Origin of the sequence: Lederbergia lenta NBRC 16444, from assembly GCF_001591545.1 — a bacterium.
In the GTDB taxonomy this organism is placed as follows: Bacteria; Bacillota; Bacilli; order Bacillales; family Bacillaceae_C; genus Lederbergia; species Lederbergia lenta.
In genome coordinates, this window is the sequence record NZ_BCVC01000001.1 from 1,915,224 (window position 1) to 1,940,196 (window position 24,973).

The window sequence follows — 24,973 nt, forward strand, 5'->3', positions numbered from 1 at the left end:
GATCTATATAACAGATAATTATTTCTCTTTAAGCTGTTATACATTAGCGCCAAACATGTATTTCGACAAAAAAGACAGGAAATAGAGTTTATTTTCCTGTCTTTTTTATTTATTCTACTTCTTTCGTGTTAATTCCTGCTTCTTTGTAAAACTTAGCTTTCGCTTCATTAAACTTTTCTGTTTGCTCATTAAACTTACTGTTAGCTTCAAATACTTTTTCATACACTTTGTTTGTATTCTCTATTTGCTTTTGCAAATCCTCAATTTTTAATTCTTTATCTTTTATCATTTCATAAGTTTTACGATCTTCCTCGATTCCTTTTATGTATGTTGAATATAGTTCTTCATAATTTTCATACCTTTTTTTCATTAAATCTTGAAGTTGTTCTGCTTGTTTTTTTAAATTTTTCTCTTTTAATTTCGCAATTTCTCCATCTAGCTTATCAAATTCTTTTTTTGATGAATTAATCGATTCTTTTTCTTTATTTAAATGATCCTCTCTCTTATCCAAATTAGCCAATCCTTCATCAGCCATTTGAGAAATCTTCTCAAAATCTTTCATACCTAACTCCATTATTTCATCAAATATAGCCTTTTCAGCTGTTTCCAATTTCGCGAGTGGTTCTTGTTGTTTCTCGAAATTACTCTCTTTTGCCACAGTATCTTCCAAAGTTTGATAAATATTCTCTTCGGGTGCAGAGCATGCTGCGACAAATACCGCAATAAGTAATATAAAAGTACTTGTTAATACCTTTTTCATCATAATCCTCCTAACTATTTCCCTACTTACTATAACGGGATATGCAATTTTTTACAACAATCTACAATCCTCCCCTTTGTACAATAATGCACATATTCTGCTTTTACATTTCTGCCTCCATTTGGTACACTATTTTTTATGAAGAACGCAGAAACAGGAGGATCTGATATGATTCTAATGAAAGATATTGTCAGAGAAGGTCATGAAGTATTAAGAGAAGTAGCCCAAGAAGTTCAATTACCGCCTTCACAAGAAGACATAGAAATTCTGAATAGAATGGAAGAATATTTAAAGAACAGCCAAGATGATGATTTGAGCGAAAAGTATAATTTACGTCCTGGAGTAGGTCTTGCTGCTCCACAAATCAATATTTCTAAAAGAATGATCGCGGTACGTCTAGAAGACGACAACGGAAAAGAATATCATTATGGTCTTATAAATCCGAAAATCATCAGCCATTCCGTAGAGAAATCTTATTTGACTGCTGGCGAAGGTTGTCTATCTGTCGATCGAAATGTTCCGGGGTACGTTCTAAGATACTCGCGAGTAACGATCAAGGCGTTCGATAAACATGGATCAGAAATAAAACTTAGATTACGCGGGTTACCTGCCATCGTTTTCCAACATGAATTGGATCATTTAAACGGAATTATGTTTTACGACCATATCAATAAGCAAGATCCCTTTTATGCTCCAGAAGATGCTATGCCTATAGACAGATAAAAAGAATCCGGGTCTCCCCCGGATTCTTTTTAATTCTTTATAATTTCAAATGAATCCGAGAGCAAACCAACTGCTCTTAACCCATTAACAATTCCATCATCATCTACATCTGTCGTTACAAAATCTGCATATGTTTTGACAACTTCATGCGCATTCCCCATTGCAACACCAGTACCTACTGTTTTCAACATTTCTATATCATTCAACCCATCGCCGAATGCATAGACATTTTCCATTTTGAATCCAAGCGCTTCAATCATTTTTTTTATTCCTTCTGCCTTGGATCCACCTTTCGGAACAACATCTAATGCTTCCTCATGCCAGCGGATAAATGTGTGTTTCCCCTCAAAGTCTTCCAAATACTCAGATTCACTTTCCTCAGCAAATAAAAGTGTTTGATATATATCATTATCTTCATAAAAGTTTGGATCAAGCTCGGGATGTGGCATTTCTAAACTTTTCATAGCATCCGCTATTCTTTGATCAAATTCCGTATTCGCCTTTAACGTATTTTCATTCATGTAAACCAATGAATGATTATACTTTTTCGATTCTACCGCTAACTTTTTCAAATCCTCACTTTTAAATGGATTTTTATATAACACTTCATTTCCAGATACTACATACTGTCCATTAAAAGTTACATAAGACTTAATATTTAATTCCTTAAGTAAATAAGAGATCATAAACGGCCCACGTCCTGTAGCAATCGCTGTGTAGATTCCATTTTTTTGTAGCGTCAAGACAGCATCTTTAACCGCTGCTGGCAATTTTTTATCGTGATCAAGCAATGTTCCATCAATATCAAAAAAAACAATTTTCTTCATTATATCTTACTCCTCATTTTTTATAATTTATAGATTTGGGTAGATTCCATGATTTAACAGTCACTTAAACATGGATTTCTGATTAATAATCTCCTAACAGCATATAATACAAACAAAAAATATGCACAAAAAAGAGCATTCTAATGCCAAGATGCTTTTACTTTAGACAAGGATCGGGTAAAATAGAATATAAGGAGTGATCCACCATGTTAAAAAAGCTACGTAAGAAGCTTTTAAAACAGTGGAACGATTTGCTTAGAAAAAAAACAATTGCTTAATAATCAATTGCTTTCATTCAGGCCCCTCTGTTTGTTGGAGGGCTTATTCTTTATGTATCTTACTTAATTTAACACGGATTATGTGAATGAAAAAATAAGATAAAGTTATTCCTTACTATAAAAAATCACATTATTAAGGTTAACAATTCATATCAAAGGAGAGAATACTATGATTTTTAAAGTGTATTATCAAGAGATTGAAACAGAAATTCCGGTACGAGAAAACACAAAAACATTTTATATTGATGCAGAAAATGAACGTGCTGTTCGCCATATTCTGAAAGACCGCCCAATTAATATTGAATATGTCCAACTTTTAGAAGGTGCGTATTTGGAATATGAAAAAAAATCCGAGGATTTTTCCTTGCAGGAGATTAATTAAGTCATGAAATTTGTTAAAAATGATCAAACAGCAGTTTTTGCCCTTGGCGGTTTGGGTGAAATTGGCAAGAACACATACGGTGTACAATTTCAAGATGAAATAATATTAATCGATGCGGGGATTAAATTTCCAGAAGATGAGTTACTCGGAATAGACTATGTCATCCCCGATTATTCTTTTTTAGTTAAAAATGTAGATAATATTAAAGGGTTAGTTATTACTCATGGACATGAGGATCACATTGGTGGGATTCCTTATTTACTACGTCAAGTGAATATCCCTATTTACGCGGGTAAACTTGCCCTCGGATTGATTAGAAATAAATTGGAAGAGCATGGACTTTTACGTCAAACAAAATTATATGAAATTCAAGAAGATGATGTCATTAAATTCCGAAAGACATCCGTATCGTTTTTCCGTACAACACATAGTATTCCTGATTCTTACGGTGTAGTTGTTAAAACACCACCAGGGAATATTGTCCATACGGGTGATTTTAAATTTGATTTTACACCAGTCGGTGAACCAGCAAACTTAACGAAAATGGCTGAGATCGGTAAAGAAGGGGTACTTTGCCTTCTTTCGGATAGTACAAATGCTGAGGTTCCACACTTTACTATGTCAGAAAGACGCGTTGGAGACAGTATAGATGATATTTTTCGCAAAGTAGAAGGCAGGGTTATATTTGCTACTTTTGCATCGAATATCCATCGACTACAACAAGTTATTGATGCTGCGGTAATAAACGGCAGAAAAGTCGCTGTTTTCGGTCGAAGTATGGATACAGCAATTGAAATTGGACAAGATCTTGGTTATATAAACGCTCCAAAAGATACGTTTATAAGTACTCAGCAACTTAATCGCATTCCAGCTAACAAAGTAACCATTCTATGTACAGGAAGCCAAGGTGAACCTATGGCAGCCTTATCAAGAATTGCTAATGGTACACACAGACAAATACAAATCCAACCTGGAGATACAGTTGTTTTTTCATCTTCTCCAATCCCTGGAAATACAACTAGCGTGAACCGTACGATCAATTTACTTTATCGTGCAGGCGCAGATGTCATTGCTGGTTCTTTAAATAACATCCATACTTCAGGTCATGGTGGTCAACAAGAGCAAAAACTAATGCTTCGATTAATGAAGCCGAAGTTTTTCATGCCAATTCACGGGGAGTATCGTATGCAAAAAATGCATGCAAAACTAGCAATTGAATGTGATGTACCAGAAGAAAATTGTTTCATAATGGATAATGGCGAAGTCCTTGCATTAACAAATAATACAGCTAATGTTGCAGGAAAAATTCCATCAGGTTCTATATATATTGATGGAAAGGGCATTGGCGATATCGGTAATATCGTTTTACGCGACCGGAGAATTCTATCCGAAGAAGGGCTTGTTATCGTCGTTGTTTCCATTGATATGGAAAAGCATAAGATATCTGCGGGACCTGACATCATTTCTCGTGGCTTCGTCTATATGAGAGAGTCTGGAGACTTAATTCATGAAGCACAAAAAATGATCGGCAAACATTTGAATAAAATCATGGATCGAAAAACGACGCAATGGTCAGAGATCAAAACTGAAATTACAGATACATTAACACCATTTCTTTACGAAAAAACAAAGCGCAGACCAATGATCCTGCCGATCATAATGGAAGTTTAAAAAGACAAAGATTAGACATAGAAAAAAGGGTAAGATGCTTTAAGAAAAGCACTTACCCTTTTTATGTAACTAACAGAACATTCCCTTCAATTATAAAAATTTATAAGGCATTAGTTATTGCGTTACATTACTCCTATTTATTCCATCACTTTTTTTTTCAAAACGATTGATATCTGAATCCGCACCTATAACAATTAAAATATCGTCTTTACAAAAAGGGTCTTCAGCGGCTGGAGATACATTGATTTCTGTTCCTCTTTTTATGGCAACGATATTGATTCCATACCTTGCCCTTACATCTAACTCCAGCAATGTGCGTCCAGCTAGACGGTCATTCACTTTTATTTCGACTATACTATACTCGTCAGATAATTCTAGGTAATCTAGCACATTATTTGATACGATATAATGAGCAATTCTTTTGCCCATATCTCTTTCGGGATGAACCACATGGTCAGCGCCGATTTTTCTTAAAACCTTTTCATGATAGTCATTTTGTGCTTTTACTGTAATATGATTTACTCCAACTTCTTTTAAGATTAACGTTGTCAATATACTAGATTGAATATCATCGCCAATCGCAACAATTACATGATCAAAGTTTCGAACTCCTAAGCTTTTTAACACACTTTCATCGGTTGTATCAGCAATAACTGCTTGTGTCGCAATCGAGGCAAATTCATTTACTCTATCTTCATCTTTATCCATGGCAAGTACTTCCATTCCATTTTCCATTAATTCACGGCAAATACTACCGCCAAAGCGCCCAAGACCAATAACTGCAAATTGTTTTTTCAAGCTTATTCCTCCATCTTAACTAATGAACATATTTTAACACATAATCATTCAAATACTCATGCTTTTTACAGTACGAATCAAGGAACATGATATATGAAACTGAAAAAGTTAATTACCTTCCCAGAAGGACGCTTCCTCATCTGCAGTCACGTATTTCCACCTATATTATATTAAATGAGTAAATTATCCAGACTCAATGTAAGGGGGAATAACCGTTGAATTCCACTTCAGGACGGTGCTTCTAATATACTTTTCTTTTCTTCTCTTCATAAAAAAAACCTAACGAATATTTTTTTCGTAAGGTCATTTGTGATATATAAATCACTTATTAACAAGCTTATTTTGGAATGCATATATAACTGCTTGTGTCCTGTCATGAACCTCAAGCTTTCCCAAAATATTGCTTACATGCGTTTTTACTGTTTTCAACCCAATAAAAAGCTGGTCAGCAATTTCTTGATTTGTTTTCCCCTCAGTCATCAATAATAATATTTCATGTTCCCTATTTGTCAGACTTTCATGCCGTAAAGGATTTTTACTACTTTGCATTCTTGCCATCATTTTCCCTGTTACTTCCGGTTCTAAAACAGATTGGCCTTTAGATGTTGTTCTAATTGCTTCAGCTATTTCATTCGCATTAGAAGTTTTTAGGATGTAACTCACTGCACCTGCTTCAAGCGCGGGGTATACCTTATCATCATCCAGAAAACTCGTTACAATAATAATTCTGGCTTCAGGCCATTTTTCTATAATAGCTTTCGTAGCTTCCACCCCATCCATCACATCCATCACCAGATCCATCAGGATAATATCTGGACGTAAAGATAAAGCTTGCTCTACCCCCAGCAAACCATTTTCTGCTTCGCCAATAACTTCTATATCTGTCTGCAAAGATAGGTACGCCGAGACTCCGATTCTAACCATTTCATGATCATCTACTAATAATACTTTAATCATTTTCCTCATCCTTTTGCATTAAAATTGGCACTTTTACTTCAATGCTTGAACCCTTTCCAATAATGCTTACTATTTTTACATTCCCGCCAATTTCAGAAGCTCGTTCTTTCATATTTATTAGTCCATAAGAGCTGGTTTTAGTGCTATCCATTTTAAAGCCCTTCCCATTATCAGCGATTTTCAAAAATACCATTCGGTTCATATATTTTAAAACAACTTCCAATCTATTTGCTTTAGCATGACGTAATGTATTTGAAACAGCTTCTTGTAAAATTCTAAATAAGTGATCCTCGACACCTTTATCTAATTTTATGTCTTGAATATTCCACACTACTTCCATTGGTAATTTAGAAGTTAGTTCGGACAAGATTTCTTCCATCCCTGTTTTCAAGCTTTTACCTTCAAGCTGAATAGGTCGTAAATGCAAAAGTAATGCTCTCATTTCTGATTGTGCTTCATTTATTACTCCTTCTACCAATTTACGTTGTTTTATTGCTGTATCACTTGCGGGGTCAGGGTTTTGATTAATTGCAGAAAGTAGCATCGTAGCAGCAAATAATTGTTGGCTGACAGAATCATGTAGTTCTCTAGCTAACCTGTTTCTTTCTTTCGTTAGCAGTTCTTCCTTTAATTGATTATTCCAATCAACTCTCTCGCTAGCTAGCTTTTGGTGAGTTTGCGCTTGTTCTTTTAAGCGCAGAGAAATGTTAGCAATCTTTTCCCAGATAAAGCCATCCTTATACTTCGCACTTTCATTATCAAAAAGATAATTACCTTGTTCTATCTCCAACAGACTTGCTGCAATTTCCTCGTTTTTATGATGAACTGCGGTTCCAATAATCCAACCAGTTACAGCTCCGAATAGAATACTTGTAACCAAAATAAAAATGCCACTCGGAATAAGAAATACCTTTTTTTGTAATAACGCGTCGTACCAATTGGCATCAATACTTAAGAGTAATACAATACCTACAAATAGAGACGCTGTTACTGTTGCAGAAGCAAAGTAGATAGAAAAGGTTTTTTGCGTTCTCATATCCGCTTCACCTCAACGTTACCGACCATCACATTTGTAATGATCTTTACCGTTCGTAAAGCCTCTTCCCCACCATCAGGATAATAAATAATGTTCGAATTAAAATGTTCTGATTCCTCATTAAATATCCTTAATTTACCGCTAATTGTCGAATGGTTTATATGGATATTTACATCAAATGGAACAAGTAGTTGAATATCTCCTACTAAGCTTCTGATTACGACTACACTTTCACCTGGTGGCAACATAGTCATTCCAAGATCGATAACTGTATCACCAAATCCACACTGGATATTAATATCATCCCATTCGAATACTTCATTTACGATTCTCTTATTTCCAGTAAATCTATTAGTTATAAACGGAGTTCTCTTTCTATAGCTAGGTTTGGGGTCAGGTGCCATTGTCTCCACAATTATCTTTTGTGGTTCTTTTTTATTTTTTGAATATTGTATGAGGATATAAATAACTGCAGCAATTATAAAAAACTTGAAAAAGGTTGAAGATAAAATTGCTATCGCTATTAAAGAGATACCGATAATTAGATAGACATTTTTCCTTCCTTTTTTTCCAGTTCTTATACTTGAATAAATGAGGAATATCCCAACTAGAAGAGGGATGAATATCCGTAAATTAAAGAAAAGTTCCAGACCCATTCCAACAGCCATTATTAACATGAACCAGCCAATTAGACTCGTTTTGCTCATCTTTTTCATCCAATTCTCCCCCTCCTTTTAGGATATTTACAACTGTAGAGTTAAGTAAAAGCTCTCATCTAGCGATACATGATCCACGCTAGAGGGTGTACAACATATCGTCAAAGCTAGATAAAGAAAGGCGAATGAACGCCCTTCTTCAAACAATAGTTATTGTACCACGTTTTCGATGGAGTTTTTTTGTTTTTCGACATTATTCAACTCTTTTGCGAGTTTTTGAATTTTTGCATCAAAGACTGTGATTTCATATTCATTATCCACATTTGCTTCTTTTTGTTTCAAGGTAGATTCTATATTTTCAAATTTTTCGGCTGCATTACCGAACTCAGATTCATCAAGTACCTTATTCATTTTCTCTTTCATGGAAAGGATATTTTCTCTGCCCATTAATTCTAACCTTTTAATATGCATATCTTTCACTTTAAATTTCATTTCTTCATGTTTTTGTTCTAAGTCACCTAATTGTTTTAGAGCTGTTTCATAAGATTGCGTTAGACGCTCTACTTGCTGTTCCGCCTGTACTTGATAACGAAGAGCTGTTTCCGCCAAATCATGGGCATTCGCTTCTGTAGCCAAATTTACTTGCTCTTTACGTTTGTCGGTGAGTGATTGGGCAATCCTTAATTCTTTATAAAACTCATCTTTCAGCATTCTTTGTCTTTCGATTAATTTACCAGCCTTCTCTACCTCTGCTTCACTTTCACGAACATATTTATTAAGTAGCGTAATTGGATTTTGTGCTTCCTTAATTGTTGATACTTCACTAAATTCTGTTGCTATAGATTCTTTAATTTTCTCAAATATATTTGTCATTATTTTCCTCTCCTTATACTTTTTTGTTTTCAAGTTCTTTCCATTGGCGATCAAATCCAACGAATGGATCTTCCGTTTCAACTGGCTGAACAATATCTGTCTGCTTCCACTTTTTATAACCTGCGTAAAGAATATAAACTGCTACGATACCTACCAAGGCAGGAAGACTACTTAATAAACCAGAAATTCCAATTAATCCAATCACAGCCCAAATCACCTTCATCACAGTGGAGTCAGTAGCCATAAATTGTTTTAATGAAAAATATACAATGAGCAAGCTAATTGCCAATCCAATAATAGGTCCGATGCTCGATAGCGCAATGATTGCTAAAATCACAGCAGCTGTAATCCATAGAAACTTTTTCATTTTGTTTTCCTCCTTTCATTTCCTTATGTCTTTACTTTAAAGGATTACATAAACCACTGAAACCAGCCTTAGCTTGATTTTTATCTACGACCTAAGACCGAGGCCTGTTCAGGAAGATCCCTTTAAGAAAGCACAACATACGTTTGAACCTCATCAAAAAGGGGTTTATAAATATAAAGGGATTTACATAGTGAAAGGACAGTGGAGTTTATTGATCACAAAGAAAAGGGAAGAAGAGGAAGCTTTAAATATTATAGAAAAAATAAAAAATGAACAATTTGATGAAATAAACAACTGCTTCTTGAATAAAAAGCCTTATGATATGGCAATCATTTTCCAAAGTCTACCTGAGCGCCATCGCGCAGCTGTTTTACATTATTTAGAGGATTCTACATTAGCCAGTATTATCCAAAAGCTAAATGTAACACATCAACTAGAATTGATAAGTAAAATTGGTCCTACAAGAGCAAATAAAATATTGTCATTATTAGATTCTTCCTTTCTCACTGCCCTCTTAAGAAAGTTTCCTAAAATACAATTAGAAAATTTCCTAGGTGAAATGGATGATCAGTATGCGAGCTATATAAAGAAAATGATTGATTATCCAGCTGATTCCGCAGGCAGTTTAATGACGAATAATTATGTCTCTATTCGGTCTTCTTTCACTGTCGCAGAGGCGGTCGAGAAGATTAAATCACTAGCTCTCTACTCAGAGAGCATAAACCATTTATATGTAGTAGATGAGCTGGGGAATTTAACTGGCATGGTGTCTTATAGAGATTTAATCCTCACAGATATGAATGAAACATTAGCTAACATCATGTTTGAGCAAGTAATCTGTGTTTCTGTTTATACGAAGAGGGCAGAAATCGCTCGACTCCTGAGTAAATATGATTTTACAGCATTACCAGTTGTAAATGAGGAAGATAAGCTTGTCGGAATTATTACTTTTGATGATATGGTGGATATAATCATTCACGAAGCAAGTGATGACTACACTAAACTTTCTGCAACCAGTAAAGAAATTGACTTTGATACAAAACCTTTTAAGGCTGCTGTTCGCAGATTACCTTGGTTAATTATATTATTGTTTATCGGTCTTCTTTCCGGTAGCATCATTGCAAAATTCGAATCAACTTTAAACCAAGTTGTTGCCTTAGCTTTTTTCATGCCACTAATTGCTGGTATGACTGGGAATACAGGAACACAATCATTGGCAGTTGTTATTCGAGGACTAGCTGAACAAGAAATAGATGTAAGAACAGTTTTTAAATTAGTCTTCCGTGAATTCAAAGTTAGTCTAATTATCGGAGTGACTTGCGGGATACTTATTTCCCTTATTGCGTTCATTTGGCAAGGAAACTTTTATTTAGGATTAGTCGTTGGATCTTCACTCTTCTTAACGTTGATACTAGGAACATTAGCAGGCACAATTATCCCACTGATCCTATATAAATTCAAACTAGATCCCGCTGTGGCCTCGGGTCCGCTTATTACAACAGTTAATGATATTTTTTCATTGATTACCTATTTTACTATCGCCTCTTGGTTTATAAGTAAATTAGTCTAGGTAATGGGTTCCATTAACACATCACGTACTAGTAATCAAAGATGATTAGAGAACTTTTACTCTATAAATAATCTATCAGCCAATCACACATATAATAATTTTGTAATTGTGACATTCATCTATAAAAAACAAAGGACTAAAAAAACAGATGTCCTTTGTTTTTTAGTCCCTATTATTTTTCTTTTATATGTGTCCAACCTTCACGTTGGGTAATCTTCCCATCCTTCATAAGCTTTCCTAGCGCTCTTTTAAAAGCGCCTTTACTCATATCAAACCTTTGTTTAATCTCTTCAGGAAGACTCTTATCACTGTATGGCATCGATCCGCCACGACCAACTACATAGTTATAAACCTTTTCCGCATCTATATCCATTTGCTCATAACTTCTTGGGAATAATGATACATTTACTGACCCATCTTCTTTCACATCAATAATGCGCCCCTCTATTTGCTGTCCCAGCCTAGGCTCTGACACACGCTCTGATTCATGAATAAAGCCCATATATCCTTCGGCCGTTATGATAAATGAACCTGCAAGCAACAGACGATACACAGTACCAGTTATATTCTTATTAAATTGATTACGTTCAGCGGGAATAGACAGGTCTCTCATTACGTCCTCTGTCCCCAATTTACCGAAGAGTCTTTCTTTATTATCCAATTTTAAAGTACAATATAGCCTGTCTCCAACATTTGGCCATAAGTGATCTAATTCAGGCAAATCATCCATTGAAACTAGAATATCTTTTTTTAAACCAATATCAACAAATACTCCAAGATTTTTCTTTACCCCTACGACTTCTACCCAATCATACTTTCCTACTTGAACATTTGGGATGATGGATGTTGCACTAAGACGACCTTCATGATCTTGGTAGAGAAACACCTCTAATTCTTGATCAAGACTAACTTCACTTGAAGCCTCTGTCTCGTGCAATAATACATCCTTCTCACCATCTGATAAAAAATAACCAAATGGCGCTTTACGAACCACGCTTAAGTTCACAACTGTTCCAGCTTCCATTATAAATCCCCTGCTTTCAATAAATAGATCACTCTCATAATACTTGATTATAACATGCCCACATAGGAGCGTATAATGATAGTTAATTGTTCTTTGTCATGAGAAAAAACCACTCCTTTCAGAAAGAAGTGGTTTTTCCTCTAATTATTACAAGATGGAATCTTTAGTACGGCGGTCAACTATCACAAGAATCTTCCCTTCATTTACATATTCATTATAAAGCTCCGCTTCATCCTCTGGTATTCCCATACCAATCAATGCTCCAGCAAGTCCACCTATTCCCGCTCCTGCCGCAGCCCCTGTCAGGCCCGCAATAATCGGACCTGCAGCCACAATAGCTCCAAGCCCAGGTATTGTTAATGCTCCAAGACCAGTTAAAACACCTCCTAGACCACCGAGAAGACCTCCTGTTGCCACACCAGTTGCCGTACCCTCTACTACATGTGTATCTGTTTCTTCCGTTATATAATCCGTATTATCACGATTTTTACTAATAATTGATATATCTTCGGAGCGAAAACCCTCGTTCTTTAATCTCCCAATTGCATCAATTGCATCCTGTTCAGTTTCATATGTGCCAACTATATATCTATTCTCCATATTAATTCCTCCATTCCTATACTACTATGAAATTACCCTGTCTTTTTTACAACTAAACGAAGGATTGTTTTATCGTTGCTAGATAGGGTTATGGCTTCAAATAAAATGAATGCTTAGATATTTAAGGCATCGGTTAGCTTAGATGAAAGAATCAAACTTCTAATATTTGTTTGCTTTCTATTTGTTTGCTTTCTTTGTTTTTTTGACTTTTCATATACATAATAAAACAGATACAAGTACCAATAAGCGCAAATACTGATGCTCCCTTATAAATAAACGCTGCCCCGTAAAGATCCATATAATATCCACCTGCCGAATTACCAATAATGGCACCAAGCCCAGCATATGTAGCAAAATATATTGTCTGCCCAGTGGCTAGCATTTCTCTTGGAACAATTGCTGCGACATACTGCAGGCTAGCAACCATGAATATAGCAAATGTAATACTATGCATTGTTTGTGATAGCACAAGCATCGTCGGGTCGGTAAGATTTGCATATAAAAACCAACGAAGTGAATAGAAACACCCCGACATACCAATCAAAACTAATAATGGTATTCTTTTCATTAAAAAATACATCAAACCAATTACAGGTACTTCACTTAAGGAGGATGCCATCCAAGCCAAACCAATTTGACCTTCAGATGCACCGAGATTCTTTAAATATAGGCCTAGCATTCCATCGTTCATTCTAGTCGTTGTACCGATAAATAATGCCGCAATCAAAAAAAACAAATACTTTGGATTTTTGAAAGTACTTTTTATTGCAATTGTAGTGATTGGTAGCCTCTTTACTTGCGAATCTTTTAGTCTAGTTGCAATAATAAATGCTAGAATAATTAATGTTGCATAAACAAACCATAAATATTGAATTCCTACTTCCCCGATCAAATAACCAATAGTGATGGAGGCAATAGCAAAACCGATAGATCCCCAAATACGAATCGAACCGTAACTAACACCTTTTTCTTGTGCATATGCTGTCGACATGCTTTCAAGAAGAGGCTGAACTGGCGACATAAAAAAGTGGAATACTAACATGGCTATCACCAAAATTATTATAGTTGTGCCAAAAAAGATACCTGTACTTGTTATAAAGGAAAGGATGAGCAATAATAATATAATGTTCTTCGCTGTTTGGCGTCTATCAGAAATAAACCCCCAAAGTGGTTGGGCAAAAATTGCAATAAAAGGACCAACTGCCAACAGTAATCCAATCTTAGTAGGGTCCATTCCTTTAAATTGAAAAAACAATGGTAAAAAGGCATTGATTAATGAAATCGTCCAATAATAAAAGAAATTAAATAATGATAAAGGAAGCATTGTATGTAATCCCTTCGTTTATTTTTATGTAGTTTAAGTTTAATATCGTCTGAAATAAATACAATAAGTAAAAGATAAAGAAGAGGATGTGCATGAGTACAGGCACCCCTCTTCTTTACTATATTGCTTCCATCACTTTAAATTGCGCTTTTATAAGACGATAATATTCACCTTTTTCATCCATAAGCTGATCATGATTTCCTTCTTCAATAATATGCCCTCTTTCAAGAACAAAAATTTTGTCAGCATCTCTAATCGTGGAAAGGCGATGGGCAATAATAATAGAAGTCCTGCCATTTAGTAGTGTCTTTAACGCATGCTGAATTTGGACTTCCGTTTCTGTATCGATGCTTGCAGTTGCTTCGTCCAATATAATAATTTTAGGATCTGCTAAAAGTGCGCGGGCAAAAGATAATAACTGCCGTTCACCGACTGATAATATATTGCCACGCTCCTCCACTTCCGTTTCAAACCCATACGGCAATTTATCAATAAATTTATTGGCTCCGATCGCGCGAGCGGCAGCTATTACTTCATCATCCGTTGCTGATGGTCTACCAAAGCGAATATTTTCCATAATTGTACCGGAAAAGATAAATGTTTCTTGGAGAACGACGCTAATTTGCTGGCGTACACTTTGCAAAGAAACCTCTCGCAAATCTAGACCATCAATTTTTACAGACCCTCCTGTTGGATCATAAAAACGAGTAATCAAATTAGCAATCGTTGATTTACCGGATCCAGTGTGCCCTACTAAAGCAAATGTTTGACCAGGCTTCATTTCAAATGAAATTCCTTTTAATGCCTTTCGTTTATCATCGTAGGAAAATTCAACTTGGTCAAATTGTATTTCACCTGCGATATTTTTTAATTCAATCGCATCTTTTCTCTCATGAACAATTGGTCTTTCATCTAAATATTCAAATATACGCTCTGACGAAGCCATCCCCATCAATAATTGATTATATACTTGACCTAACCTTGAGATAGGCTCCCAAAACATTCCTAGATAAAAAGCATAGGATACAAACTCTCCCAATGTTAGGCTATCTGCTTGAATTAAATGTGCTCCAAACCAAATGAGAACAGCTGAACCTATAGCATTTGTCACTTCCACAAGTGGACGGAACATCGCACTCTTTTTTGAAGCAATCCTCCAAGCTTCATAGTTTTCATGATTTACTCCATCAAAAAATGCGATATTCTCTTCTTCTTGTGTATAACTCTGCGTTACCCTAATCCCTTGTATACTTTCATTCAAATGCGAGTTTAATTTAGATTGCTTTAATCTCATACTTTGCCAAGCTCTACGTATATTTTTCCTTAATGTTGTTGAAATGAAAAACATCAATGGTAAAATAACTAGCACTGCCAATGTAAGCTGCGGGCTTAACGTAAATAAAATAACAATTACACCCAGAAGCATGAGAATATCCATAAAAATATTGATTACACCATTCGTGAACAATTCTTGAAGTGAATTAGTATCGTTCATTATTCGAACAAGAATGGATCCAGCCGACCGTTGATCAAAAAATCGATGCGACAAACCTTGCACATGTGTAAAAATATGTTTCCTTAAATCATAAATGACCCCTTGCCCTAACTCATAACTCCATTTTATTCGAAATATATTTGCGATATAAGAGAGTATAAATAATCCAGCAATAATGCCAACAACAATCATTAGCATATTAAAATCTTTTCTTTCATTTATTGCCTTATCCAAAGCATAAACACCGATTAATATTGGAATGATTAACCTAACCGCAGTCGTGATTAATACCGTTATAATCGAAGCTGGCAGGAGATTCTTTGAATATGGTTTTAAATAGCCTATGAGACGGGACATTTGCTTCCAATTAAATGGTTTTTCAATAACTTGCTCTGTCGAATATCGAAAACGTTCTAACATCTGTGGATTTATTTTTTTTGACTTTGACATTTTCACTCCTCACCCTCTCTGACCTTGTAATATTGTTTCACGGTCTTGAAATTGGATATTAAAAATACGCTCATATGGTCCTTTATTATTAAGTAAATGTGCGTGTGTTCCTCTTTCAACAACTTTTCCTTCTTCGAGCACCAAAATTTCATCCGCATGCTTTAAAGAAGAAATACGATGCGCAATAATAAATGTTGTTCTTCCCTTCATCACATTACGAAGTGCTTCTTGTATTTTAAATTCTGTCTCCATATCTACAGCACTCGTGGCATCATCCAAAATAAGAATACTAGGGTCCAGACATATAGATCTAGCGATAGAAATTCTTTGTTTCTGACCACCAGATAAACCTAATCCTCTCTCACCTAAAATTGTGTCATAGCCCTCTTCAAGCTCCATAATAAATTCGTGAGCATCTGCTCTTTTGGCGGAATCAATAATTTGCTCCATCGTTGCGTCAGGCTTTCCATAGGCAATATTCGCTTTAATCGTTGATGAGAATAAAAAGCTTTCTTGATGTACGAACCCGATATTACTTCTCAGGGCTTTCAATGAATAATCTTTTACATTTTTTCCATCAATTAATACTTCACCAGAAACTGGCTCATAAAAACGGGTTATCAACTGTGTAATACTTGTTTTCCCTGAACCAGTCGCACCAATTAGGCCAATTATTTTACCAGGTTCGGCTTTAAAACTAACATCTTTCAGTGCCTCGTTATCATCACCAGCATAGCGCAGAGTTACATGCTTAAATTCAACATCTCCCTGTAAGCGTGGTGGATTAATCGCATTGTCTGTATCAAATATTTCCTCTTTCGCTTCCAAGATTTCTAATAAACGTTCACCTGACGCCTTCGATTGAGAAAACATATTAATTGTGAACCCTAAGTTCATGATGGGAAATAAAATGTAACCAACTAAACTATAAAAAGCTACAAGTTCTCCAGGAGTCAACGAACTATTAATTACTAGATATCCACCATATGAAAGCAAAGCTAAAACACAAACATTACCTAATAGCTCCATTAAAGGAAAATACTTAGCCCAAATATTGGAGGTAAATATCATTTGGTCTTTATAATCTGCGTTCGAATGATTGAACTTCCCAGTTTGGAATTCTTCACGTGATAAGGATTTCACCGTGTTTATACCTGACAAATTCTCTTGGACATTAGTATTCAATTTACCAAATGATTTCCGTACACCTCGAAATGCTGGATGTACTGCCCTATCAAATTTATACACTGAAACGAATAAAAATGGTAAAGAAATCATCGTTGCAAATGTAAGTGGAACTGAATAATAAAACATCATACTGAAACTTACTGTTAACATCAAAACAAACCTAAACAATTCCGAAAATCCGAATGATAAGAAAAATCTAAACGATTCTACATCCGCTGTTAACCGTGACATTAAATCTCCAGTTTTAGCATTGTCATAGTATCTAAATGGCAGATATTGCAGTTTTTCATACAAAGCATTTCTCATACTGTAAACAGACTTAATTCCAAACAAATCTCCAGTGTATTGCTGGATAAAAGTAGCCACCCCTTTAAAAATCATAATCCCAATAAATCCAAAGGCTAATAAAGGAATCCAAGCAAATTGACCTTTCAACACTACTTCATCAATCGTCAGTTGTAAGATAACAGGATAAACTACTGTAATCGCTGTCACAAACAACAAAAAGAACATCGATGTGAAGAAATGTTTTTTGTATGGCCAATAGTACTTCTTTAACTTTGAAAATGTTTCCATACAATCTCCTCCCCTAACGACTTTTTGTCGTATTAATTAATATATCGACTTCCGAAATACATTTCCAGTATTAGTTCTTATTTTTACCAATTATTTTTCAATTCTTAAAACACTAGAAATACTCTGTTATACCTAGCGCATTTACCAAGACAAGATTTTCTTCAATAAGTAACTCTAACAACAAAAGACACCCTGCAATTATATGGGTGTCTTTCAAAAAATATGAATGTAGATCGGAAGTTACTGATGTTTTTACTACACTTGCTCAGATTCTTCTTGTACCCGATTTACTCCCTTTTCAAGCATCTCCATGCCGCCACCACCTGCTTGGAAGTGTCGCAACTTGCCTTCTTTATCAAAAACATAATAAGCAGGTACATATTGATTTTCCAATGCAAGTGCGAATGTCGACTCGTTATCTACAAAAATCGGGTGGTCTATATTATGTTCCGCTGCAACTTTCTTTATTTCTTCTAAATCAAGATCATTCTCTGAACGTGGCATATGAACAGCAATAACATTCAATTTACCTTTATATTCGTCACGAATTTGATTTACTTGAGGCATTGCTTCTTTACAAAGATGACAACTAATGGACCAAAAATGAAATAAAGTTGGCATCGCTCCAATTAGTTCTTCTTTTGTTACTTGGCCATTAAGCCATTCTGTAGGGGCTGTTAACTCCGGCATTGGTTCACATAGTTTCATTAACAGATACACCCCTCTTTAGATCTTTTAGACCCTAAAAATGAACCTACCATATATGTACAGATATCTAAGCCTTGCTCCTACTAGATAAATTTATAAAATGACACCTGTGCCTCCATTTCGCCGGCAACCCGCCTATGTGCAAAGCTTGAAGTACACAACAGTGTTCCCTCTACCTCATGTCCAATATTGTTATGGTTAACAACTGAATACATCATTTCACCCCAGATTATGAACATCTTCAATAACACACCCTAATCATGAGCAACTGCACCGTCCGTAACAATAGCTAACGAAAGTTTAAATTACCAAGACCGTTTTGCGATCTGTACGCATACAAGCTAAGTGAGTGTGTATCGTATCTGTAAATGCACCGTTCACTTCTGTGTCCAAATCCCCAAATTCATCCTATCTGTCTGGCATTGCAATAATTTCAGTAGGACATACAAATGTGAAATCCAATGAGTGGAATAATAGCACTGTCCAGTTATCGTTTTTCATGTATTCTTCGAGACTTACCTGCCATTACAGCATCCATTTCAAAGGCAATGCTTGTTTACCTATCATACGTTTTAGCTAAAAAAACTTCCGTAAAAACAATTAATAATAGTTAAATGAATACAGTTTAGATAAATTGATTGTAAGTCTCCGAATTAATTTAAATTAGAAGTAAATATCTGCTTATTTATATTTTTATTATTATCACCGTAAATAAAAAAATCCATGCATTATTTCTATAATATTAAAATCTTTGATCTCGCTATATTGATTTTTTTGTATGCAACGCCAAAGCCATTGTATTACTTCTTCTAATTTCCAACATACTCTTGAACGATGTCTAGGAATGCCTTTACTTGCGGTAGTTCAAAAGCTGTTTCATAGCCTAGCAACCATGTATCTCTTTTAATTGCTTGATTATATTCATCCAACAGCGGTATTTTATATACATCTTTTTCAGCACCACTAAAAGTAATCGCCGGTAATATAGCATAGCCGATCCCATTATACGTCATTTGCTTACATGTTTCGATTTGATCGACAACAATCGTTCGTTTTGGCACTGTTTGAAATTGCCTATGCCACCAATTCTGAATTTCTTGATAATAGTTAGAGTCGCTTTTGAATTGAATAAAAGGACGGTCTGTTTTCAATACTTCGCCTACATCCCTAATTTCTCGGTCCACAAGGTATAAACTATCTTCAAACAAATGAAATTTAGACCCTTTCCAATCAGTAGTTCCTCTTATAATGCCAATATGTACCTCTCCCTCGTAGAGACTTTTCAAAATCTCACTGCTCCAACCTGTAATTAAAGAAATTTTAACAGTCGGGTACGTATTTACGAATTGTTTTAATACTTTAGGTAACCAGTTTTGACCAACAATAGAAGCACAGGCAATTTTTAAAGTACCATGAACTTGCGATCCTAATTTCTGAATTTCTTCTTGTACTTTTTCTTGTTTATCAAGCATTTCATTTGCGTATGAAACTATGATCTCTCCAGCTGGAGTAAGTAGTAGACCTTTTTGAGTTCTAATAAATAACTTTGTACCCCATGTTTTCTCCATATTTTGTAGCCTTTGCGAAAGTGCAGGTTGGGAAACAAACAATCTTTCTGCCGCTTTTCTCATATTGGATTCTTCAGCAAGGATGACAAGCATTTGGAAATCCGGTAATGACATAGAGACCTCCTACAAACTATATTTTACTATACAAAAAAAACATCGGCCCCCAATATAAATTTGGGAGCCGCTCTTTAAAGTTCATTTATTTTATGAATATATGTTCTAAGTTCTTTTAATAACGCGCTTCTTGTAAAAATCCCTTCGAAGTAACCTTCTTTATCAACTACACACAAAAAAGCATGATCGATCAATAAATCAAGGGCTTTTTCAAAGCGATCATCCAAATGTACTTGTGGATACGTGACAGCCATCACATCTTCTACTTTTTTCTCGCCTAGCTTTTCAAATTCAATCCGTTCCAAACCCAAAATTGATTCTGTAATCATCGATGAACTAATTAAACCGTGTATTCGAAAACGAGCGTCAAGTACAGGTATTGCTGAATAACCACTTTTTGTTAATACAAGTAAAGCATGTTCCAAACTATTCCCCATTTGCACATGGGCAACCTTTTCCGAAGAAATGATATAGTCGCTGATTTTTGGATTCATAAATTCATGACTTTGTAAGGAAATCATTGGTAAACTCCCTCATCTCTTTTTAATCGTTCCTTTTCATTTTACCACATTTTAGAAAAGAAATAATCATTCCTCAAACAATTCCGCATTTCACTCACTAAAAGAATTTAGAGATAACATTTTAGTTTGCAGTTTTTTCCTCTTGAACAATATCAAAAATTTCGATCGCTGCGATATCTATGTCATCAAATTGGTATTTCTGTTTATTATTATCTTTATCGTATTCCTCTACCTCATAAGTATTAGAAGGTGCGAAATATTTTACCTGACATAGCACTCTACCATTCACTTCAAAAAACCTCTGTGGAATATCCTCCTGCTCTACTGCATTTTGCATTGTTTGTAATCGTTGGATAATACTAATTAATTGTGACATTTTTAAGCCCCTTTCTTTTGAAAGACAAAACAATTATAAAAGAAATTATATACACAAAGCAAATTTCATCATCTAAAAAAGCTATCTATTTTTTAAAGATAGCTTTTTCATGAATATTAAATGAATTTATATAAAAATATAGCATTTATTTTCTTGACATTCAAAATGGGAACTGATTCAACCATTGACCACCATCTAAAGTTATACATTCACCATTCATATAAGCAGCTTTTTCACTAAACATAAAATATGCTAACTCCGCTATTTCTTCGGGTTCACCAAGCCGTCCAAGGGGCACGCTCTTCAAAGTACGAATTGCAGCATCACCAGATTCCCAAAGCTTTTCTGAACCTCCAGTTCGCTCAATTGGACCAGGTGCAATTGCATTTACACGAATGCCATATTTCCTCCCCCACTCTACTGCTAGCGTTCTAGTCATTGAAAGTACGCCAGCTTTTGCAGCTGCTGAATGAACGACGCCTGCTCCTGCATCCCAAGCATATGTGGCTACCATATTTATAATGCTACCTTTAATATTATTTTCAATCCAATACGCCCCAATTTCTCTACTACAATAAAAAGTTCCATTAAGTACGATATCAATCACTGAATTCCACCCATTTATTGATAACTTTTCCGCCGGTACAATAAAATTTCCGGCAGCATTGTTTACTAGATAGTCAACAGAATCAAAATTAGCAAGTGTTTGTTGTAACATCTTGCTCACATCTTCCGGTTTTCGAACATCCATCGAGATAGTTTTAACATTGGAGCCATTTTCCATTATTTGTTTTTTAGCATCGTATAGTCGCTGTTCATTTCTACCGGTAATTACCACATTCATTCCCGAATTCGCAAATTTCTTTGCCATATACATGCCCATTCCACTTGAACCACCAGTTATTATTACTGTTTTCCCATTCATTAGACCCCTCCTAATCAACTGAATGAACAGCCATTCAAAATCTGGTTTAAGCAATAAGATTTAAAGCAAGCAATGCCTGCTTCAAGTTATTCTTCTTTCATATTTAGCATTGATTTATTCAATGCTGTTAAAGCACGAACAATGGTTTTTTTTCGATTATACCCTTTTACATTCACAGATAGATCATCTAAGGTTGCAAAAGCCTGCCCCCAAGCGCCAAAAGTTTTAAATCCGTATACATATACTTTTACCATGCCATACTTTGAAGGAAGATAAATGATTTCTAACTTATAATTTCCTTGCATTGCGACCTCCCCTTTTTCATGAAATTACTCTAATGATTATTGCCATAATCATCTAAATGTTATTATTGTAAATATACACTGCTACTGACTGTTTTACAAGAAGTGATCAAATCTTTAAAGGTAAATATTGTTAATATATATTCTCCCTTTAAAATAAACTGAAATTACCTTCGGAAAAACAGCAACTAATGGTAATTATTTAAATCTATTATTTTTTATATGTTACTTTACACACTTACAATCAATATATCATAAAACTACTTTATATATTTTCTGTACATATCAGCGTTATTACGCAGTTCTGCTTTCAAAAAAATGTTTCTAGTGCTATAATATTAATAATTCAGTTATTAACTCCATTTAGAAAGGTGTCTTTTCATGAATTCACGAACGATAAATAATAATGCTCTTGATCCTACAATTACTAACCTCTCACAAGCTATATTTGCTGTAAATCGCCACGCAAAAACTGCACTTGACCCAAAGTTTCTATATGGTTTAAAAAAAGCAGCACTAAAAAAAATGATTTTAGAAAAAAAAGCCATAAAAACTGGTCTTCATTTTTCCCGAAATCCAAAATTCAGTCAACAGCAATCAGATGTAATTGTAAAATGTGGTGAATATACTTTTCATATTCCACCAACCAAAGAGGATTTTACTAATTTACCGCACCTCGGCCATCTTGATCAACAATTCCGCAACCCGAAATCTCGAATGTCCTTAAATATGGCGAAAAGGTTACTCCAGGAATATACTGGAATAAAGGAAACTAACAATAACCTACCACCCAGACCTCAAAAACCTGTTTTCAAAAAATTGGGTGACAGTTTTTTCAACTAATATAATAAATCGGATTCCTAGGATATAGGAATCCGATTTTCATTTTCAAACTCATTTCATTCAGCTAATCCGCTCTTTCGATCGTTTTATTATAAAATGTGTTGATCGATCTTTAATACCAATTCGTTTATTTCTGGTTTAGAAACTTGTTCAACCGCTCCGACTGTTTCCCCCTTATGACGAAGATCATCAGTAATTAATGATGAAAAAATAATAACCGGTAGTTTCGATAGTTTCTCGTTTTCTTGTATTCTTTTTGCAAAATGGTGTCCATCCATTTGTGGCATTTCGATATCAGTTATAACTAGTTGTACTTCGTCGTACACATTTTTTCCACTTTTACTGATTGCTTGTAAATAGTCCAACGCATCTTGTCCATTTTCAAAAAACTCCACCTGCTCATAACCAGCAGCATGCAATGTTTCATGTATGAGCTTTCTTAATAGTGGTGAATCTTCAGCAGCGATAATACGCTTCAATGATCGTTCTCTAACGCCTAAGCTTTTAATTTTCGCCACATGGATTCCTGCCTCAGGATTAATATCAACAACTATTTTTTCAAAGTCTATAAGCAGTAACATCTCTGTTTCACGCTTAATCACTCCAATAATATGAGAGCTATCGACAGAATAGAGATTAGAAGGTTTTTCAATTTGTTCCCATGAAATCCGATGTATCTGTGTAACATGATGAACTTGGAAAACTACCTTTTGCTGATTAAATTCAGCTACTATAAACTTTTCGTTTTCTTTGCTTTCCTCATTTGTAGGGTACATATTCAAAGCTTTTTCCATACTGATAACCGGAAGAACTTCGCCACGAAGCTGAATGATTCCTAAGACATTAGGATGAGCATGTGGAATTGGCGTAAGCGGTACTGGTTGGATAATTTCCCTTACCTTAAGTACATTGATTCCAAATTTATTATTATTTACCTCAAATTCAATAATTTCAAGTTCGTTAGTACCACTTTCTAATAATATTCCTGCTTCATTAGTCACTTATCTATCTTCCTCTCTATTTCCAATACTTAATTAATGCTTGAGTCCCTCGATCTTCTTCTCCTTCTGCTGCTAAGGTATCATACATTTCTTTTGCAAGCTTTAGACCTGGAAGATCTAGATTCATATTTTGTGCTTCATCCAAAGCAATGCCCATGTCTTTAATAAAATGCTTAATAAAGAACCCTGGACTATAGTCTTCTTTTAATACACGGGGAATTAAATTTGACATAGACCAGCTACCCGCTGCACCTTGACTAATAGATTTTAAAACATTCTCTGGGTTCAAACCAGACTTTTTGGCATAAACGATTGCTTCCGTTACACCTATCATATTAGACGCAATCGCTATTTGATTGCACATCTTTGTATGCTGTCCTGCTCCCGCCTCCCCTTGATACACAATATTTTCACCCATAATACTGAGAACGGGGTATACTGCGTCATAGGCTTCCTGCTCTCCCCCCACCATAATGGAGAGCGTTCCATTTTTCGCACCAATGTCTCCGCCTGATACTGGAGCATCCAAAGCTTTAAATCCACATTGTTTTGCTTTTGCATATATTTTCTTTGCTAAGGTTGGAGTAGATGTGGTCATATCAATAGTAATCGTTTCTTTATCGGCACCGGCAATAAGTCCGTCATCTCCAAAATATACCGCTTCTACATCATGCGGATAACCGACCATCGTAATTATTATTTCGGCAGATATAGCAACTTCTTTAGGTGTTTCCTTCCACTTTGCTCCTTCAGCAATAATATCTTCTGCTTTTTGCTTTGTTCGGCTGTAAACATAAACTACATGCCCAGCTTTTAATAAATTTCGTACCATCCCTTTTCCCATTACACCTAAACCTATAAAACCAATCTTTTTTTTCATTTTTTATCCCTTCCTTTCTACCAACCATTTTCTTATGTATCACTTTTAATTACAGATTATTCACAACAAACATAAACATATTATAACATTTCATATAACTAATTCATTGTAAATGAAGGGTATCTTAATAGCTTATCCAATTATAATTGCAAAAATAAAAAAAGCCGCAAGACACAAAGT

At 35.1% G+C, this 24,973-nt stretch carries 26 protein-coding genes and 1 pseudogene; 5 read left to right on the plus strand and 22 right to left on the minus strand.

Annotated features, from left to right (window positions below; all coding sequences use genetic code 11):
- Nucleotides 1-109 precede the first annotated feature (109 nt).
- Nucleotides 110-760 carry a YkyA family protein gene (locus BLE01S_RS09110; protein WP_066140096.1) on the minus strand — a complete coding sequence of 217 codons (651 nt, stop codon included), beginning with the start codon at nt 758-760 and terminating at the stop codon, nt 110-112.
- Nucleotides 761-928: 168 nt separating this feature from the next.
- On the opposite strand from BLE01S_RS09110, the gene def reads away from it, so the two are divergent.
- A complete protein-coding gene (gene def, locus BLE01S_RS09115) occupies nt 929-1,483 on the plus strand; it encodes a peptide deformylase (protein ID WP_066140098.1) in 555 nt (184 codons plus the stop codon).
- A 29-nt stretch (nt 1,484-1,512) separates the two neighbouring features.
- Here def and BLE01S_RS09120 read toward each other — a convergent pair whose 3' ends face one another.
- A complete protein-coding gene (locus BLE01S_RS09120; protein ID WP_174521717.1) occupies nt 1,513-2,313 on the minus strand; it encodes a Cof-type HAD-IIB family hydrolase in 801 nt (266 codons plus the stop codon).
- A 444-nt stretch (nt 2,314-2,757) separates the two neighbouring features.
- Between BLE01S_RS09120 and BLE01S_RS09125 the strand changes: the two genes are divergently transcribed.
- Together BLE01S_RS09125 and rnjA are read left to right on the plus strand one after the other, a co-directional pair.
- Nucleotides 2,758-2,970, plus strand: coding sequence for a DNA-dependent RNA polymerase subunit epsilon (locus BLE01S_RS09125; protein ID WP_066140104.1), 213 nt, complete (start codon nt 2,758-2,760; stop codon nt 2,968-2,970).
- A gap of 3 nt (nt 2,971-2,973) precedes the next feature.
- Nucleotides 2,974-4,641, plus strand: coding sequence for a ribonuclease J1 (rnjA, locus tag BLE01S_RS09130; protein WP_066140106.1), 1,668 nt, complete (start codon nt 2,974-2,976; stop codon nt 4,639-4,641).
- A gap of 114 nt (nt 4,642-4,755) precedes the next feature.
- Here the strand turns inward: rnjA and BLE01S_RS09135 are convergent, their stop codons facing one another.
- The 6 genes from BLE01S_RS09135 to BLE01S_RS09160 form a co-directional block, all read right to left on the minus strand.
- Nucleotides 4,756-5,439, minus strand: a complete 684-nt coding sequence (locus BLE01S_RS09135; RefSeq protein WP_066140109.1) for a potassium channel family protein — start codon at nt 5,437-5,439, stop codon at nt 4,756-4,758.
- A 321-nt stretch (nt 5,440-5,760) separates the two neighbouring features.
- Nucleotides 5,761-6,396, minus strand: coding sequence for a response regulator transcription factor (locus BLE01S_RS09140; RefSeq protein WP_066140112.1), 636 nt, complete (start codon nt 6,394-6,396; stop codon nt 5,761-5,763).
- Nucleotides 6,389-7,432 carry a sensor histidine kinase gene (locus BLE01S_RS09145; protein ID WP_066140115.1) on the minus strand — a complete coding sequence of 348 codons (1,044 nt, stop codon included), beginning with the start codon at nt 7,430-7,432 and terminating at the stop codon, nt 6,389-6,391. The genes BLE01S_RS09140 and BLE01S_RS09145 overlap by 8 nt, the downstream gene beginning before the upstream one ends.
- Nucleotides 7,429-8,148: a cell wall-active antibiotics response protein LiaF gene (gene liaF / locus BLE01S_RS09150; RefSeq protein ID WP_066140118.1), complete on the minus strand. Its 720-nt coding sequence runs from the start codon at nt 8,146-8,148 to the stop codon at nt 7,429-7,431. Before liaF ends, BLE01S_RS09145 begins: the two co-directional genes overlap by 4 nt.
- A gap of 150 nt (nt 8,149-8,298) precedes the next feature.
- Nucleotides 8,299-8,961, minus strand: coding sequence for a PspA/IM30 family protein (locus BLE01S_RS09155; RefSeq protein ID WP_066140123.1), 663 nt, complete (start codon nt 8,959-8,961; stop codon nt 8,299-8,301).
- Nucleotides 8,962-8,974: 13 nt separating this feature from the next.
- A complete protein-coding gene (locus tag BLE01S_RS09160; RefSeq protein ID WP_066140126.1) occupies nt 8,975-9,328 on the minus strand; it encodes a lmo0954 family membrane protein in 354 nt (117 codons plus the stop codon).
- Between the two features lie 190 nt (nt 9,329-9,518).
- Here BLE01S_RS09160 and mgtE point away from each other — a divergent pair, with 190 nt between their 5' ends.
- Nucleotides 9,519-10,898 carry a magnesium transporter gene (gene mgtE / locus BLE01S_RS09165; RefSeq protein WP_231955828.1) on the plus strand — a complete coding sequence of 460 codons (1,380 nt, stop codon included), beginning with the start codon at nt 9,519-9,521 and terminating at the stop codon, nt 10,896-10,898.
- 172 nt (nt 10,899-11,070) lie between these two features.
- Here the strand turns inward: mgtE and BLE01S_RS09170 are convergent, their stop codons facing one another.
- The 12 genes and pseudogenes from BLE01S_RS09170 to BLE01S_RS09220 form a co-directional block, all read right to left on the minus strand.
- Complete coding sequence (locus tag BLE01S_RS09170) at nt 11,071-11,922, minus strand: CvfB family protein (RefSeq protein WP_066140128.1); 852 nt, start codon at nt 11,920-11,922, stop codon at nt 11,071-11,073.
- A 147-nt stretch (nt 11,923-12,069) separates the two neighbouring features.
- Nucleotides 12,070-12,522 (minus strand): general stress protein, encoded by a 453-nt coding sequence (locus tag BLE01S_RS09175; RefSeq protein WP_066140131.1) that lies wholly within the window; start codon nt 12,520-12,522, stop codon nt 12,070-12,072.
- Between the two features lie 151 nt (nt 12,523-12,673).
- Complete coding sequence (locus BLE01S_RS09180; RefSeq protein WP_066140134.1) at nt 12,674-13,846, minus strand: MFS transporter; 1,173 nt, start codon at nt 13,844-13,846, stop codon at nt 12,674-12,676.
- A 118-nt stretch (nt 13,847-13,964) separates the two neighbouring features.
- Entirely contained in the window at nt 13,965-15,791 is a 1,827-nt protein-coding gene (locus tag BLE01S_RS09185) for an ABC transporter ATP-binding protein (RefSeq protein WP_066140137.1), read from the minus strand.
- Nucleotides 15,792-15,800: 9 nt separating this feature from the next.
- A complete protein-coding gene (locus BLE01S_RS09190) occupies nt 15,801-17,555 on the minus strand; it encodes an ABC transporter ATP-binding protein (RefSeq protein WP_066140139.1) in 1,755 nt (584 codons plus the stop codon).
- 255 nt (nt 17,556-17,810) lie between these two features.
- A complete protein-coding gene (locus BLE01S_RS09195; RefSeq protein WP_066140141.1) occupies nt 17,811-18,263 on the minus strand; it encodes a TlpA disulfide reductase family protein in 453 nt (150 codons plus the stop codon).
- Nucleotides 18,264-18,330: 67 nt separating this feature from the next.
- A pseudogene (locus BLE01S_RS21130) lies at nt 18,331-18,830 on the minus strand (redoxin domain-containing protein).
- 242 nt (nt 18,831-19,072) lie between these two features.
- Nucleotides 19,073-19,945 carry a transcriptional regulator CcpC gene (gene ccpC / locus BLE01S_RS09200; RefSeq protein ID WP_066140145.1) on the minus strand — a complete coding sequence of 291 codons (873 nt, stop codon included), beginning with the start codon at nt 19,943-19,945 and terminating at the stop codon, nt 19,073-19,075.
- Nucleotides 19,946-20,019: 74 nt separating this feature from the next.
- On the minus strand, nt 20,020-20,466 hold the full coding sequence (gene cbpB / locus BLE01S_RS09205; RefSeq protein WP_066140148.1) for a cyclic-di-AMP-binding protein CbpB: 447 nt from the start codon (nt 20,464-20,466) through the stop codon (nt 20,020-20,022).
- A gap of 121 nt (nt 20,467-20,587) precedes the next feature.
- Complete coding sequence (locus BLE01S_RS09210) at nt 20,588-20,842, minus strand: DUF1797 family protein (RefSeq protein ID WP_066140150.1); 255 nt, start codon at nt 20,840-20,842, stop codon at nt 20,588-20,590.
- 160 nt (nt 20,843-21,002) lie between these two features.
- Complete coding sequence (gene fadH, locus BLE01S_RS09215; protein ID WP_066140153.1) at nt 21,003-21,767, minus strand: 2,4-dienoyl-CoA reductase; 765 nt, start codon at nt 21,765-21,767, stop codon at nt 21,003-21,005.
- An 86-nt stretch (nt 21,768-21,853) separates the two neighbouring features.
- Nucleotides 21,854-22,072: a hypothetical protein gene (locus tag BLE01S_RS09220; RefSeq protein WP_066140154.1), complete on the minus strand. Its 219-nt coding sequence runs from the start codon at nt 22,070-22,072 to the stop codon at nt 21,854-21,856.
- Between the two features lie 378 nt (nt 22,073-22,450).
- On the opposite strand from BLE01S_RS09220, the gene BLE01S_RS09225 reads away from it, so the two are divergent.
- Entirely contained in the window at nt 22,451-22,912 is a 462-nt protein-coding gene (locus BLE01S_RS09225) for a YkyB family protein (protein ID WP_066140158.1), read from the plus strand.
- A gap of 89 nt (nt 22,913-23,001) precedes the next feature.
- Here the strand turns inward: BLE01S_RS09225 and BLE01S_RS09230 are convergent, their stop codons facing one another.
- Both BLE01S_RS09230 and BLE01S_RS09235 read right to left on the minus strand, forming a co-directional pair.
- The gene (locus BLE01S_RS09230) at nt 23,002-23,913 is read right to left on the minus strand and encodes a chemotaxis protein (RefSeq protein ID WP_066140162.1); all 912 of its coding nucleotides are present in this window, start codon (nt 23,911-23,913) and stop codon (nt 23,002-23,004) included.
- A gap of 16 nt (nt 23,914-23,929) precedes the next feature.
- Nucleotides 23,930-24,793 carry an NAD(P)-dependent oxidoreductase gene (locus tag BLE01S_RS09235; RefSeq protein WP_066140164.1) on the minus strand — a complete coding sequence of 288 codons (864 nt, stop codon included), beginning with the start codon at nt 24,791-24,793 and terminating at the stop codon, nt 23,930-23,932.
- Nucleotides 24,794-24,973 lie beyond the last annotated feature (180 nt).

Excerpts from the sequence above, each read along its gene's own strand:
- BLE01S_RS09110 (WP_066140096.1), bottom strand. The coding sequence starts at position 760 with ATGAAAAAGGTATTAACAAGTACTTTTATATTACTTATTGCGGTATTT.
- def (WP_066140098.1), top strand. The coding sequence starts at position 929 with ATGATTCTAATGAAAGATATTGTCAGAGAAGGTCATGAAGTATTAAGA.
- BLE01S_RS09125 (WP_066140104.1), top strand. The coding sequence starts at position 2,758 with ATGATTTTTAAAGTGTATTATCAAGAGATTGAAACAGAAATTCCGGTA.
- rnjA (WP_066140106.1), top strand. The coding sequence starts at position 2,974 with ATGAAATTTGTTAAAAATGATCAAACAGCAGTTTTTGCCCTTGGCGGT.
- BLE01S_RS09140 (WP_066140112.1), bottom strand. The coding sequence starts at position 6,396 with ATGATTAAAGTATTATTAGTAGATGATCATGAAATGGTTAGAATCGGA.
- BLE01S_RS09145 (WP_066140115.1), bottom strand. The coding sequence starts at position 7,432 with ATGAGAACGCAAAAAACCTTTTCTATCTACTTTGCTTCTGCAACAGTA.
- liaF (WP_066140118.1), bottom strand. The coding sequence starts at position 8,148 with ATGAAAAAGATGAGCAAAACGAGTCTAATTGGCTGGTTCATGTTAATA.
- BLE01S_RS09155 (WP_066140123.1), bottom strand. The coding sequence starts at position 8,961 with ATGACAAATATATTTGAGAAAATTAAAGAATCTATAGCAACAGAATTT.
- BLE01S_RS09160 (WP_066140126.1), bottom strand. The coding sequence starts at position 9,328 with ATGAAAAAGTTTCTATGGATTACAGCTGCTGTGATTTTAGCAATCATT.
- BLE01S_RS09170 (WP_066140128.1), bottom strand. The coding sequence starts at position 11,922 with ATGGAAGCTGGAACAGTTGTGAACTTAAGCGTGGTTCGTAAAGCGCCA.
- BLE01S_RS09175 (WP_066140131.1), bottom strand. The coding sequence starts at position 12,522 with ATGGAGAATAGATATATAGTTGGCACATATGAAACTGAACAGGATGCA.
- BLE01S_RS09180 (WP_066140134.1), bottom strand. The coding sequence starts at position 13,846 with ATGCTTCCTTTATCATTATTTAATTTCTTTTATTATTGGACGATTTCA.
- BLE01S_RS09185 (WP_066140137.1), bottom strand. The coding sequence starts at position 15,791 with ATGTCAAAGTCAAAAAAAATAAATCCACAGATGTTAGAACGTTTTCGA.
- BLE01S_RS09190 (WP_066140139.1), bottom strand. The coding sequence starts at position 17,555 with ATGGAAACATTTTCAAAGTTAAAGAAGTACTATTGGCCATACAAAAAA.
- BLE01S_RS09195 (WP_066140141.1), bottom strand. The coding sequence starts at position 18,263 with ATGAAACTATGTGAACCAATGCCGGAGTTAACAGCCCCTACAGAATGG.
- ccpC (WP_066140145.1), bottom strand. The coding sequence starts at position 19,945 with ATGTCATTACCGGATTTCCAAATGCTTGTCATCCTTGCTGAAGAATCC.
- cbpB (WP_066140148.1), bottom strand. The coding sequence starts at position 20,466 with ATGATTTCCTTACAAAGTCATGAATTTATGAATCCAAAAATCAGCGAC.
- BLE01S_RS09210 (WP_066140150.1), bottom strand. The coding sequence starts at position 20,842 with ATGTCACAATTAATTAGTATTATCCAACGATTACAAACAATGCAAAAT.
- fadH (WP_066140153.1), bottom strand. The coding sequence starts at position 21,767 with ATGAATGGGAAAACAGTAATAATAACTGGTGGTTCAAGTGGAATGGGC.
- BLE01S_RS09220 (WP_066140154.1), bottom strand. The coding sequence starts at position 22,072 with ATGCAAGGAAATTATAAGTTAGAAATCATTTATCTTCCTTCAAAGTAT.
- BLE01S_RS09225 (WP_066140158.1), top strand. The coding sequence starts at position 22,451 with ATGAATTCACGAACGATAAATAATAATGCTCTTGATCCTACAATTACT.
- BLE01S_RS09235 (WP_066140164.1), bottom strand. The coding sequence starts at position 24,793 with ATGAAAAAAAAGATTGGTTTTATAGGTTTAGGTGTAATGGGAAAAGGG.